11 protein-coding genes are annotated in these 12702 nt (G+C 65.1%); 8 read left to right on the top strand and 3 right to left on the bottom strand.

Annotated elements, in window-relative coordinates:
• The first annotated feature begins 80 nt into the window (after positions 1-80).
• The 3 genes from DPQ64_RS05415 (at position 81) to DPQ64_RS05425 (ending at position 3512) form a co-directional block, all read left to right on the top strand.
• Positions 81-1145 carry an outer membrane protein assembly factor BamB family protein gene (locus DPQ64_RS05415; RefSeq protein WP_115863341.1) on the top strand — a complete coding sequence of 355 codons (1065 nt, stop codon included), beginning with the start codon at positions 81-83 and terminating at the stop codon, positions 1143-1145.
• A gap of 60 nt (positions 1146-1205) precedes the next feature.
• On the top strand, positions 1206-2102 hold the full coding sequence (locus DPQ64_RS05420; RefSeq protein ID WP_115863410.1) for an HpcH/HpaI aldolase/citrate lyase family protein: 897 nt from the start codon (positions 1206-1208) through the stop codon (positions 2100-2102).
• 156 nt (positions 2103-2258) lie between these two features.
• A complete protein-coding gene (locus DPQ64_RS05425; protein ID WP_115863342.1) occupies positions 2259-3512 on the top strand; it encodes a Glu/Leu/Phe/Val family dehydrogenase in 1254 nt (417 codons plus the stop codon).
• A 443-nt stretch (positions 3513-3955) separates the two neighbouring features.
• On the opposite strand, the gene DPQ64_RS05430 is transcribed toward DPQ64_RS05425, so the two are convergent.
• Together DPQ64_RS05430 and DPQ64_RS05435 are read right to left on the bottom strand one after the other, a co-directional pair.
• A complete protein-coding gene (locus DPQ64_RS05430; protein WP_115863343.1) occupies positions 3956-4945 on the bottom strand; it encodes a zinc metalloprotease in 990 nt (329 codons plus the stop codon).
• Positions 4942-5886, bottom strand: a complete 945-nt coding sequence (locus DPQ64_RS05435) for an ATP-grasp domain-containing protein (RefSeq protein ID WP_115863344.1) — start codon at positions 5884-5886, stop codon at positions 4942-4944. Before DPQ64_RS05435 ends, DPQ64_RS05430 begins: the two co-directional genes overlap by 4 nt.
• Before the next feature lie 276 nt (positions 5887-6162).
• On the opposite strand from DPQ64_RS05435, the gene DPQ64_RS05440 reads away from it, so the two are divergent.
• On the top strand, positions 6163-6744 hold the full coding sequence (locus DPQ64_RS05440; RefSeq protein WP_115863345.1) for an archaellin/type IV pilin N-terminal domain-containing protein: 582 nt from the start codon (positions 6163-6165) through the stop codon (positions 6742-6744).
• Between the two features lie 84 nt (positions 6745-6828).
• Here DPQ64_RS05440 and DPQ64_RS05445 read toward each other — a convergent pair whose 3' ends face one another.
• On the bottom strand, positions 6829-7971 hold the full coding sequence (locus DPQ64_RS05445) for an acyl-CoA dehydrogenase family protein (protein ID WP_115863346.1): 1143 nt from the start codon (positions 7969-7971) through the stop codon (positions 6829-6831).
• A gap of 96 nt (positions 7972-8067) precedes the next feature.
• Between DPQ64_RS05445 and DPQ64_RS05450 the strand changes: the two genes are divergently transcribed.
• The 4 genes from DPQ64_RS05450 to DPQ64_RS18595 all read left to right on the top strand — a co-directional run bounded on the left by DPQ64_RS05450 (position 8068) and on the right by DPQ64_RS18595 (position 12698).
• Positions 8068-9564 (top strand): arylsulfotransferase family protein, encoded by a 1497-nt coding sequence (locus tag DPQ64_RS05450; protein ID WP_157971593.1) that lies wholly within the window; start codon positions 8068-8070, stop codon positions 9562-9564.
• Positions 9565-9642: 78 nt separating this feature from the next.
• Positions 9643-10452 (top strand): RIO1 family regulatory kinase/ATPase domain-containing protein, encoded by an 810-nt coding sequence (locus DPQ64_RS05455; RefSeq protein WP_115863348.1) that lies wholly within the window; start codon positions 9643-9645, stop codon positions 10450-10452.
• Positions 10453-10533: 81 nt separating this feature from the next.
• Complete coding sequence (locus tag DPQ64_RS05460) at positions 10534-12072, top strand: aldehyde dehydrogenase family protein (protein WP_115863349.1); 1539 nt, start codon at positions 10534-10536, stop codon at positions 12070-12072.
• Positions 12073-12248: 176 nt separating this feature from the next.
• On the top strand, positions 12249-12698 hold the full coding sequence (locus DPQ64_RS18595; RefSeq protein WP_157971594.1) for a hypothetical protein: 450 nt from the start codon (positions 12249-12251) through the stop codon (positions 12696-12698).
• The last annotated feature ends 4 nt before the right edge of the window (positions 12699-12702 follow it).

A 12702-nucleotide genomic window follows, 5' to 3' on the forward strand; every position in this document is an offset into this window, starting at 1 on the left:
GCGCGGCCGCTCGCGACTGGGCCCCGCCGCCCCCCCCCCCCCCCCCCCCGCGACCGTCCGCCGGGAACGTCTCTGCTACGGTGCGCGACGAGTCAGTCACACGGTCTCCCTCCGCAGAAATCGGCCGAGCCGGGGACTCGCCTCGCGTTCGCTTTCGGGTTCGAGTCGCCAGTCGAGTCGAGACTCCACCGGTCGTACGGGACGGCACTGCGTACCTCGGCTGCGCGAACGGCTCGATCCACGCCCTCGACGCCGCGGACGGACGGCGACGCTGGTCGACCCGGACCGAGGGTCGGACCACAGCGCCAACGCCCGCAGCCGCGGGGGACGTCGTCTACGCCGGAACCGACGCAGGCAGGATTCTCGCGGTCGACGCCGAGACGGGCGAGTCGCGATGGGAGTTCTCTGCGACCGCGAGCGTGCAGGCCGCCCCGCGAGTCGACGACGGAACGGTGTTCGTCGCGGCCGCGGACGGGCGCGTGACCGCGCTCCACGCCGCGGACGGCTCCCGGCTCCGAACCTTCCGGAACGCCTCGACGGCGCTCTGCTCGCTCGCGGTGGACGACGAGCGCCTGCTCGTCGCCAGCCTCGACGGCGGCGCGTTCGCCCACGACCGGACCGACGGGCGCGAGCGCTGGCGGTTCGACCCCGCGGCCGCCGTCCGGAGCGCGCCCGCCATCGCCGACGACGCCGCGTACGTCGGAACGGTCGACGGCGGCCGGGTGTGCGCCATCTCGGCGAACACGGGCCGCGAGCGCTGGCGGGCCGACCTCGGTGCGAGCGCGTGGGCCGCACCGGCTGTCGGTGAGGGAACCGTCTTTGTCGCGAGCACCGACGGATCGGTCTGGGCGCTCGACGCCGCGGACGGGACGACGGACTGGCGCACCGACCTGAATGGCGGCGTCTGGGCGTCCCCGACGACGACCGGGAAGGCGCTGCTCGTCGCAGACGACGCCGGGCGAGTGTCGGCCCTCGACCGGACGGACGGGACCGTGCTGTGGCAGTACCGGGCGACCGCGCCGATAGTGGGTCCGGTGACCGTCGCGGAGGGGGCCGCGTTCGTGGCCGACTGCGGCGGGACTGTCACCGCGCTCTCGTTGCCCGAGGGCTGTCGCTCGCTTCCTGAGGGCTGTCGGGAGCGCTGACCAGCGGCCGATCCACGTCGTTCCGCGGGGTTGAAAGTCCGCGTCCTCGAACTCGGGAGTATGCCACGTCGAAGCGTGCTGTTCACGCCGGGCGACCGCCCGGAGATGATGCGCAAAGCGCCCGGAGCGGGAGCCGACGTTCTCGTCTTCGACCTCGAAGACGCGGTGGCTCCCGAACGGAAGGCCGAGGCGCGGGGGGCGGTCCGAAACGTGCTCGCCGACCCCGAGTTCGACCCCGACGCCGAGGTCTGCGTCCGCGTGAATCCGACCGGCATCGCTGCCGACGACGACCTGCAGGGCGTGCTCGGCGACGCGAGCGAAATTTCCGATGGCGGAGGCGACGCCGACCGAGTCCGCGCGACCCTCGACGCCGTGATGGCTCCGAAGGTCGAGTCCGCGAGGGACGCCGAGACGCTGGCCGACCTGCTCGACGAGCGCGACGCCGAGGTCCCCGTCCTCGCGCTGGTCGAGACCGCCGCCGGGGTGCTCGCCAGTGAGGAGATCGCGGCCGTGCCGGCGGTCGACGCGCTGGTCTTCGGCGCGGAGGATCTGGCGGCCGACCTCGGCGCGACCCGAACCGAGGGGGGAACAGAAGTCCTCCACGCGCGCGAGCACGTCGTGCTCGCCGCGAGCGCGGCGAGCGTGGACGCCATCGACACCGTCTACACCGACATCGAGGACGTGGAAGGGGTACGCGAAGAGACCGAGTTCGCCATCAAGCTGGGGTACGACGGCAAGATGGCCATCCACCCCGCGCAGGTCGACCCCATAAACGGGGCGTTCACGCCCGACCCAGAGCGCGTCGAGTGGGCCGAGCGCGTACTCGCGGCCAAGGCGGAAGCCGACGCTGAGGGCCGGGGCGTCTTCCGGGTCGACGGCGAGATGGTCGACGCGCCGCTGATCTCGCAGGCCGAGCGCGTGCTGGCGTACGCCGAGGCGGCCGGAGAGAATCGTTAGCTCGAAGGAGAATTGACCGTTCGACGGGGAAATCCCGCCGTCGGCGAACAAATTAAACTCATAACCCCGACCTTAAACACATTTATATGAGCTAAAGGGGTATAGTGGATAATTCCGCCACCCTTATTCACGGGAACGCGGGAGTTGAGTACGAAGATGTCCGAAGCGAACCCCTTCGAAAGCCTGCAGGAGCAGATCGACGACGCCGCGTCGTATGTAGACGCGGGTGAGGACGTGCTGAACCGTCTCAAACACCCGGAGCGCGTGCTGGAGACGAACCTCTCGGTCGAGATGGACGACGGCTCGGTCGAGGTGATCAAGGCGTTCCGGTCGCAGTTCAACGGCGACCGCGGCCCGTACAAGGGCGGCATCCGCTACCACCCGGGCGTCACCCGCGACGAGGTCAAGGCGCTGTCGGGCTGGATGGCGTACAAGTGCGCGGTGGTCGACATCCCGTACGGCGGCGGGAAGGGCGGCATCGTAATCGATCCTGCCGACTTCAGCGAGTCCGAACTCGAACGGCTCACGCGGTCGTTTGCGACGGAACTCCGGCCGTTCATCGGCGAGGACAGGGACATCCCCGCGCCCGACGTGAACACCGGCCGGCGCGAGATGAACTGGATCAAAGACACCTACGAGACGCTGGAGAACACCACCGAGCCGGGCGTCATCACGGGCAAGTCCCCCAGCAGCGGCGGCAGCGAGGGCCGCGTCGAGGCCACCGGACGCTCGACCATGCTCACCGCTCGCGAGGCGTTCGACTACCTCGACAAGGATCTCGCGGGCGCTGACGTGGCGGTCCAGGGGTACGGCAACGCCGGCTGGATCACGGCGAAACTCCTCCACGAACTCGGCGCGAACGTGGTCGCCGTCTCCGACTCCAGTGGAGCCATCTACCGCGAAGTCGGCTTCAACCCGGTCGACGTGAAGAACCACAAGAACGAGACCGGCAGCGTCGTCGGCTATCCCGAGGCCGAAGACGAGTTCTCCAACGAGGACCTGCTCACGCTCGACGTGGACCTGCTGGTCCCCGCCGCGCTGGAGAACGCCATCGATGGCGACCTCGCGCAGGACGTGTCGGCGGACGTGATCGCCGAGGCCGCGAACGGCCCGCTCACGCCCGAGGCCGACGACGTGCTGGCCGAGTCGGACACGTACGTCTTCCCCGACATCCTCGCGAACGCGGGCGGCGTGACCGTCTCGTACTTCGAGTGGGTCCAGAACCGCCAGCGGTTCTACTGGACAGAGGAGCGAGTCAACGAGGAACTCGAGCGCGTCATCACCGACGCGTTCGACAATCTGGTCGAGACCTACGAGGAGACGGGTGCGTCCAACATGCGCACCGCCGCGTACGCGGTCGCCATCGAGCGCGTGGTCGACGCCTACGAGGAAGGCGGCAACTGGCCCTAAACTCGCGGTATTCGTCGCGGATTGGTACTTTCTCCGCTCCGTCCCGAGTTTACGACCGTTTTCTATGAGTGAAAAATATATTGAAAGTATTCTAATGCTTAGGTTTATTTTTAGACTTGGAATCGTAATCTTTATCTTTCGGTCCGTGTTATCGTTTAACGGACTCATGTCCAAGCACTACATCGAAGCTCTCGACGAGAGTGACGAGATCGACCTCGAAGAACGAACCAACGCGCTGTACAAGACCGGACCCAACGGCGACATCTTCGTCTAAGAACCGAACCGCAGTGGCGTATTATTTTCGCAGGTCGAGTTACAAGTAGCGGAGCAGCACCGTCCGACGAATCCCGGAACGCTCCCCATCACTACGGGTCCTAGAACACTCCCCATCACTACGAGTCCTAAAACTCCCCGTCCTACGAGTTCCGGAACGCTCCCCGTCATTACGAACTCCGCAGCCGAGTTGGAACGACCGCATCCCAGAGCCCCAAGCGACCGAAGAGAACGAAGACGAGGACCACGGTGGGCCACGCGATGCCAACGAGCCCGTACAGGAAGTACATGACGCCGACCGAGACGAAGAACATGATCACGGTGAACGTGTACGACACCACGGCGTACGCCGCAGCCAGCGACGGTTGCAGGTTGCGGAGATGCCGGATGCCCCGCTTTCGGAGATTCACGAGGTCGAACGTGTCGACCAGCAGCCAGTACCCGTCGCCGTGAACCAGCGGGTTGATACTGAAGGCGATACTCAGGAGGCTGCTGAAAATGAAGACGTTCAGCGCGAGACTCTCCGGAAACAGCGCGTGGTACACGCCCACGAGCATTCCGACCCACGCCAGTTCGGTGAACGGACCGGCGAGGCTTATCCATCGCCGTCGGTTCTTCGGCAGCGTCCACGCACCGTTCGTCTCCGTGACGACGACCGGGATGACAGCGTTGATCCACCCGAGTCGTATCGTCGGGTCGAAGTGGCGTCGACTCTCGAGGTAGTGTCCGGCTTCGTGGACGACTATCGACGCTATCGTCAGCCCGACGAGGATCGTCACCCGGATCGGCGTCAACAAGCTCCGCAACTCTTCGACCGTGGGTGCCTGATCCGCGTGGAACGCCAGTATCGCTCCGAACAGCGCGAGAAACGCGAGGACCCGCGGCCACAGCCGGACGTCCTCGGGCCGAACGACCCGTCCGACGCGGGACCCGTCCAGCCGGACGAACCCGTCGTCGACCAGTCCGTCGAGAAGGTTCAAGGCACCGCCGTCGAGATCCTCCCTCGTAACGTCGCCGTCCGCCATGTCCTCCAGCAGTCGAATCGCGTTCTCGGAGACGCCCTGAAGGTCTCCGTCGGAGTTCCGGAGGAAGTACGTCCCCTCCGCCTGCCCCCACGTGTACCCGACTTGTGCGTCGCGTCGCTGGCTCTCCACGTTCATGTGTCGGTCAGGTAGTCGGCGAGTGCTTCGGTCACCCGCTGGTCGGCCTCCACGTCGGCGGCAGCGAACGCCGGGGCCTCGTTCAGTTCCAGTATCGCGTGCTCGTCGTTCAGGCCTCGGCGCACGTCGGCTGCGCCGAACGTCAGGTCGACGGCCTCGGCCGCCCGCACCGCAGTGTCCTCGACGGCCCCGGAGACGGTGGCTGGCGCAATTTCGACCTCCTCGCCCTCCGTCTGGTCGAGTTTGAACGAGAAGTTCTCGCTCTCGTAGCGGATCGCACCCACGACCTCGCCGTCGAGCACGTACACGCGAAGGTCCTCACCCTCGACGAACTCCTGGAACTGCACCGGAGCGGTCGAGAGCCGTGCGAGTCGGTCGTCGGTCAGTCCCTCCGCCGTGAGCTCCGCGGGAGGGGCACCGTTGGCGACCGGCTTGTAAACGACCCGGTCGTGGCGGTCGGCGAACGCACGGACCTCGTCGGGGTCGTTCGTGAACAGGGTGTCGGGGACCGGTAGCCCCGCAGCCTCGAACCGGGCGAGTTGCCACGGCTTGCGCTGTTGGAGGTAGTGGTTGCGGAGCTTCGGAAGCACGTCGACGCCCTCGGATTCGAGTTCCCGACAGAGGCTCTCGAAGAGACTGCGGTGTTCGCGCCACTGATTGAGTATCGGCTGTATCTCCTCCGCCTCCCGGAACTCCTCCCGAACCGCCACGTCGTTCTGGTGGAACAGGGCGTGAACGTGGACGTACGCACCCTCGACGTCGTCCAACTCGAACGGCGTCCCGAGGGTAGCCTCACCGTCGGAAGGAGTGAACGTCAGCGGTGTTTCGCCCGGCCAGTCCCGCACGTCGGTGACGACTGGTTCGACTCCTCGCTCCCTGACGGCCTCGGCCAGTAGCTCGATCTCCCTCAGTATCTCCATGCCGACGAGTACGACGGTCATTATCGATTACGTTGTCCACGACCAGTGAAAAAATAACCTGATTTTGCACTGCATCCTCGTCCCGCCGCGAGCGTCGCGGTGCTTCGCCGAGCCGTGCCGGTCGACCACGTTTTCTTTCGAGGTAGCGGATAGATCAATCTGTTGTCAGTGGGTTTCGTATATCGTCCTCACAGCCATTAAGACGCCAGATGTTCGGTTATCTCGCCCTATTTCTCATCTGTGATAACGGTATCGGGGTTTTATCATCTGAGGCTCGGAAAATAATTCCTATCGACCATGTTCGACACGGAATCGACCGACCGCGGTCAGGTGGGGATCGGCACGCTCATCGTGTTCATCGCGATGGTGCTGGTGGCCGCCATCGCCGCGGGCGTGCTCATCAACACCGCGGGCTTCCTCCAGAGCAAGTCCGAGCAGACCGGTCAGGAGTCCAGCGCGCAAGTGACCGACCGCGTGCGCGTGGCGAGTACGGTGGGCGTCGTGGGCAACGACGACTCGGTCCACCTCGTGAACCTGACCGTGATGAAGAGTTCCGGCGCGGGCGACATCAATCTCTCGACCGCGACCGTGGAGTGGCTCGGCCCCGACGACGGGACCATCCTCACGGCGGGCGACAGCGCAACTGACTCGGCGTTCACCGTCAGTACGATCAAAGACATTGACGACACGAAGCCGGTGCTCGTCAATCAGGAAGACCGGTTCCGAATCACGCTCGACGCGGCGGCGCTGACCGACGACTCGCACGGTCTCAAGGAGAGCGAGGACTTCACGATCAAGGTCATCACTTCTGCCGGCGCGGTCACCTACCACCACAAGGTGCCCCCGACGCTGACCGACCAGAAGGCGGTGGAGCTCTGAAGGTCGAGACGCGACTGTCCTCAGAAGTTCCCGAAAACGTCGTACACTCGGAAGTCTCGTAGCAATCGTTTCGGCCGAACCGTTCTACAGTCCGATCTCGCGCCCGATGACGAGGTGCTGGATCTCGCTCGTCCCCTCGCCGATCTCCATCAGCTTCGCGTCGCGGAAGAACCGCTGTGGCGCGAAGTCCTCGGTGTAGCCGTAGCCGCCGAGCGTCTGGACCGCCTCTTCGGCCACCTCGCGGGCGGCCTCGCTGGCGTCGAGTTTGGCGAGCGCGCTCTCGTGGCTGACCGACTCGCCCTGGTCGTACTTCCAGGCCGCCCTGTGGGTCAGCAGGCGTGCGCGCTCGACCTTCCGGTCCATCGAGACCACCTTGTTCCGGATGGCGTCGAACTTCGAGATGGGCTTGCCGAACTGCTCGCGCTCGGTGCTGTACTCCCGGGCGGCGTCGTACGCGCCCTGTGCGAGCCCGGTCGACAGCGCCGCGATGGAGATGCGGCCGCCGTCGAGGGTCTTCTTGGTCTGGTCCCAGCCGTCGCCCTCCTCGCCGAGCAGGCGGTCCTCGGGAAGCCGGACGTCGTCGAGCTTGATCTCGCAGGTCGGCGAGGCGTTCAGCCCCATCTTGTCCCAGACGGTCGTGACCTCGAAGCCGTCGTCCTCGTCGGGGTCGACGATGAACGTCGAGATGCCGTCGTAGCCCGCGCCGGGGTCGGTGACCGCCTTCACGAGGACGCTCCCCGCGACGTTCGCGTTGGTGATGAACTGCTTGGTACCATTGAGCACCCATTCATCGCCGTCCTTTTCCGCGGTGGTGTCCATGTCGCTGGCGTCCGACCCGGAGCCGGGCTCGGTGAGCGCCCACGAACCGAGATACTCGCCCTCGGCGAGCGGGCGGAGCCAGCGTTCCTTCTGCTCGTCGGTGCCGAACAGCTCGATGGGCTTGCTCGCCAGCGAGACGTGCGCGGCGTACGAGAGGCCGACCGACCCCGAGACGCGGCCGAGTTCCTCCGTCACGAGAGCGTACATTAGCTGGTCGCCGCCGAGACCGCCGTACTCCTCGCTCACGGGGACGCCCATCACGTCGAGGTCCGCGAGTTGGTCGAAGATATCCTCGGGGAAGCGGTGTTCGTCTTCGATCTCCTGGGCGACGGGTTCGATCTCCTCGTCGCAGAACTCCCGTACCGTGTCCCGAATCATCCGATGCTCGTCGGGGAGGCCGAAATCCATACGCAAATCTTGCGCAAGCGGTGGTAAAAAGTCTCCGCAACCGGGGCCGAAGGTATGTCGAAACGCTGTTAATACCCACGGACGAACCCGCGAGTCGTGACTCGTCGCACCCCGATTCGAGTGGTCCTCGCCGTGGTCGTCCTCGGACTGGTACTCGGACTGACGGCCGGACTCGTGACCTCCGGGCAGTCGCCCAACGAGCGATACGACCGGTCGGCGGGAGTGCCCGCGGCCGAACAGGAGCAGATCGCCGAACCGACGGGCGGCGTCACGGTCGTCACGGTCCAGAAGGGCGACATGCGCGACGCCCCGGGCGGGATCGTGGCGTTCCACCCGAACGGAAGCGTCCTCTACCACTCCGAGCGGTACAGTACCTACTGGGATGTGGACCCGAGCCCGCAGGGTTCCCACACCGTCACCTACATCGCGACCGAGTGGCTGAACGAATCGGTGTGTGGTGAGGGGCCGCTACTGGCCGACCGCGGCGACTGTCGTCGCAACGTGGTCGAGCGTCTCAACATGTCGACCGGCGAGCAGACCCGGTTGTACAGCCACCGGATGGAGGACGGTCGGTGGCACGACGTGGACGTGATAAACGACAGCCACCTGCTCGTCGGCGACATCGGCAACGAGGCGGCATTCGTCGTGAACACGTACTCGGGCGTCCGGGAGTGGACGTGGACCGCCGAGAGCGACCTGCCCATCACGGGCGGCGGCGCGTACGACGGCGACTGGGTCCACCTCAACGACGTGGAACTGCTCGACGACGGCCGGGTGATGGTCGACCTGCGCAACCAGGATCAGGTCGCGTTCGTGAATCGCTCGACCGGCATCGAGGAGAACTGGACCCTCGGAAGCGAAGACGACTACGACGTACTCCGCGAGCAGCACAACCCCGACTACATCCCCGAGGAGCGCGGCGGTCCGGCGGTGGTCGTCGCCGACTCCGAGAACGACAGAGTGGTGGAGTACCAGCGGGTGAACGGGAGCGACGGCGACGGTGGCGACGGCGCGGACGCCGAGTGGGAGCGGTCGTGGGTCTGGTCCGACGACGAGATGCAGTGGTCGCGCGACGCCGACCGACTGCCGAACGGCAACACGCTCATCACCGACACCATCGGCGACCGCGTGTTCGAGGTGAACGAGACGGGCGAGATCGTCTGGAGCGTGCCGGTCGACCGGGCCTACGAGGCCGAGCGCCTCGGCACTGGCGACGAGAGCGCAGGCGGCCCGAGCGCCGCGGCCGCCGACCTCGAATCGCGGCAGGTCGAGCCGCCGACCGGTCCCGCGGAGCGATTCGAGGAGTGGGTCCGCTCGGCGGTCCCCATCCAAGTGCAGAACGGCCTGCTCGGCTACTTCTTCCCGTGGTGGATGGACTTCTACCACGTGCTGGCGACCTTCGCGCTGGTCGGCGTCGGCCTCGTCTGGGGCGGGCTGGAGCTATGGTGGTCGTCGGTGCCTGACAGGCTCCGGCGACAGGTCGAGACCGATGCCCGGCCGTCGGCCCGGACGGCACTCGTCGTCGCGGCGCTCGTGTTGTCCGCGCTCGCCAGCGTCGGCTACCTCGGGTCGGTCGTCCTGTCGTTGCTCTGAATCGCCGGTCGCGTGGACGGCCCCGCGTAGCTATCAGGGCAAGTGGCTTTTTGTCGGCCCGTCGCCTACTCGCCAGTGATGAGCATCCGGCGGCTGGTTCGGGGCACCATCGAGTGGGACCGCCTCGAAGCGGTGTTCGCGGAGATGGCCCGCAGGTACGACCAGCCGAAGCTCCGCGTGGAGTTCCTCGACGCCGACAACTGGCTGTCGACACCCTGCGTGGTCGACGAGCGGTGGTTCGTGAAGATCGTGACCGACCAGAACTCGCTGGTCCACGCGCTGTTCACCGGGGCGCGCAACCTCGGGGCGTTCTCCTCGGGCACGGAGGGGTTCTTCGAGCACTTCGACGACCCGCTGGAGATGTGTGAACACGAACTCGAAGCCACCCGCCGGATGCGCGAGATCGGCGTGAACGTCCCCGCGCCGGTCGAGGCGTTCGAGGTCGACGGGATGGGCGTACTCGTGATGGAGTACCTGCCCGAGTTCCGGACGCTGGAGGGGCTGTCGGACGCGGAGGCCGAGTCGGTCGCTCCCGACCTGTTCGGGGCGCTGGCGATGATGCACGACAACCAGCTCGCGCACGGGGACCTCCGTGGCGAGAACGTGCTGGTCCAGAACGGCGAGGTGTACTTCATCGACGCGACCAGCGTCCGCGAGGACGCCATCGAGGAGGCCCGGTCGTACGATCTGGCGTGCGCGCTCGCCGCGCTCGAACCGCGCATCGGCACTCGCGCGGCGGTGTCGGCCGCGCTCGAACACTACTCGCCGCCGGAACTGCTCGCGGCCCGGGAGTTCCTGGACTTCGTGAACATCCGACCGGACCACGACTTCGACGCCGCCAGCGTGAAGGGCGAGGTCGAGAAGGTGGCCGAGGCCGAGCGGGCGTGATTTCCGCAGACGTGACATCTCCGCTCGATTGACTCGAATTGGGTGCCTTTTTACTTTGGCGGCCCGAAAATTTGGCCGAACATGAGCCAACAAGCCAGCGAGCAGACGTACGGCCACTACATCGGCGGCGAGTGGACGGACGGCACCGGCGACGAGACGTTCGAGAGCGTCGACCCCTCGAATCAGGAGGTACTCGGCGAGTTCCACCGTGGAACCGAGACGGACGTCGACGAAGCGCTCGCGGCCGCCGAGGCCGCCGAGGAGAAGTGGCGAAACCTCTCGTACATCGACCGCGCGGAGTACCTCTGGGACGTCTACCACGAACTCAAGGACCGCACGGACGAACTCGGCGAGGTCGTCACCAAGGAGTGCGGCAAGGAGATCTCCGAGGGGAAGGCCGACGTGGTCGAGGCCGCACACATGGTCGAGTGGGCCGCAGGCAACGCCCGTCACCCGCACGGCGACGTGGTCCCCTCGGAGATTCCGAGCAAGGACGCCTACATGCGCCGGAAACCCCGCGGCGTCGTGGGCTGTGTCACGCCGTGGAACTTCCCGGTCGCCATCCCGTTCTGGCACATGGCCATCGCACTGGTCGAGGGCAACACGGTCGTCTGGAAGCCGGCCGAGCAGACGCCGTGGTGCGGCCAGATCATCGCCGAGATGATGGTCGACGCCGGTATCCCCGAGGGCGTGTTCAACATGGTCCAAGGGTTCGGTGACGCCGGCAACGCCATCGTCGAGGACGACCGCGTGGACACGGTGCTGTTCACCGGCAGTAGCGAGGTCGGCCAGCAGATCGCCAGCCAGGTCGGCGGCGAACCCGGCAAGCTCGCGGCCTGCGAGATGGGTGGCAAGAACGGTATCGTCATCACGGAGAACGCTGACCTCGACGTTGCGGTCCACTCGGCGGTGATGTCCTCGTTCAAGACCACGGGCCAGCGCTGCGTCTCCAGCGAGCGCCTCATCGTCCACGAGGACGTGTACGACGAGTTCAAGGAGCGCTACGTCGAACTCGCCGAGCAGGTGTCGGTCGGCGACCCGCTCGAGGAGGACACCTTCATGGGTCCGGTCGTCAACGAACAGCAGGTCGAGAAGTTCCACAAGTACAACGACCTCGCCCGTGAGGAGGGCGCCAACGTGCTCGTCGACCGCGCGGAGCTGGACGACGACGAGATTCCGGAGGGCCACGAGGACGGCTACTGGGTCGGCCCGTTCGTCTACGAGGTCGACTACGACCCGGACCTGCGCTGTCTCAAGGAGGAGGTCTTCGGACCCCACGTCGCGCTCGTCGAGTACTCGGGCGACATGGACCGTGCGATGGAGCTCCACAACGACACGCCGTACGGGCTGGCCGGCGCGGTCGTCTCGGAGGACTACCGCCAGATCAACCAGTTCCGCGACGAGGCCGAGATCGGGCTGGCGTACGCCAACCTGCCCTGCATCGGCGCTGAGGTCCAGCTGCCGTTCGGCGGCGTGAAGAAGTCCGGCAACGGCTACCCGAGCGCCCGCGAGGCCATCGAGGCCGTCACCGAGCGCACGGCGTGGACCCTGAACAACTCGAAGGACATCGAGATGGCCCAGGGCCTCTCGGCGGACATCAAGATCGAGAGCGACGACTGAACTGCGTAACCCGTAAGGTCAAACGCAATCTGAACCCCGCTTGTTTTGGAAATTAAACGACGGGATTTTCCTTACTGAGTACGTTTATCCACCATCATTGAAATCCAAATGCTCACTTAGAGCAGAGTCCCTGAATTCCCGCAAATTCTTTTTATGTGTCAATGTTAAAGGGCAGTATGGTCAAAAGAGATATTCCAGAATCATGGCTTGAGGAAAAGCCGGATATCCCTCCACCAAGGGTAGAGGACAAGTTTGAGAGATGGCACGAAACATATTCAGTTGATATGCTTCAGGAACTTGCAATTTCAGATATCAGAACAGCTGAATTAGAGTTTCGAAATAAGGTTGAAGCTCTGAAGACTGAATATCGCCCGGGCCAATTGATAAATCCCACTTTTGCCCAAATAGATGGCAAGGAACCATTCACACAACAGGAATTCCGAAAGGTTCGGCAGGAGATTACTGACGAGGCCGAACAGATACGGATGAATTTCAAGCAAGCAAGGGGACGACGGAAGCTGGAACATGAGCAACGCAGAGCAAACTTTTTGACAAATATTACCCGCCAAGTAATGGATTCCTTCACAAATATCGACGTCTCTATTAAATTTCCAAAACTGAAGTAAACGA

Origin of the sequence: Halorussus litoreus, assembly GCF_003382685.1 — an archaeon.
In the GTDB taxonomy this organism is placed as follows: domain Archaea; phylum Halobacteriota; class Halobacteria; order Halobacteriales; family Haladaptataceae; genus Halorussus; species Halorussus litoreus.

Coding starts and splice junctions, on each gene's coding strand:
- DPQ64_RS05420 (WP_115863410.1), top strand. CDS start 1,206: ATGCCACGTCGAAGCGTGCTGTTCACGCCGGGCGACCGCCCGGAGATG.
- DPQ64_RS05425 (WP_115863342.1), top strand. CDS start 2,259: ATGTCCGAAGCGAACCCCTTCGAAAGCCTGCAGGAGCAGATCGACGAC.
- DPQ64_RS05430 (WP_115863343.1), bottom strand. CDS start 4,945: ATGAACGTGGAGAGCCAGCGACGCGACGCACAAGTCGGGTACACGTGG.
- DPQ64_RS05435 (WP_115863344.1), bottom strand. CDS start 5,886: ATGACCGTCGTACTCGTCGGCATGGAGATACTGAGGGAGATCGAGCTA.
- DPQ64_RS05440 (WP_115863345.1), top strand. CDS start 6,163: ATGTTCGACACGGAATCGACCGACCGCGGTCAGGTGGGGATCGGCACG.
- DPQ64_RS05445 (WP_115863346.1), bottom strand. CDS start 7,971: ATGGATTTCGGCCTCCCCGACGAGCATCGGATGATTCGGGACACGGTA.
- DPQ64_RS05455 (WP_115863348.1), top strand. CDS start 9,643: ATGAGCATCCGGCGGCTGGTTCGGGGCACCATCGAGTGGGACCGCCTC.
- DPQ64_RS05460 (WP_115863349.1), top strand. CDS start 10,534: ATGAGCCAACAAGCCAGCGAGCAGACGTACGGCCACTACATCGGCGGC.
- DPQ64_RS18595 (WP_157971594.1), top strand. CDS start 12,249: ATGGTCAAAAGAGATATTCCAGAATCATGGCTTGAGGAAAAGCCGGAT.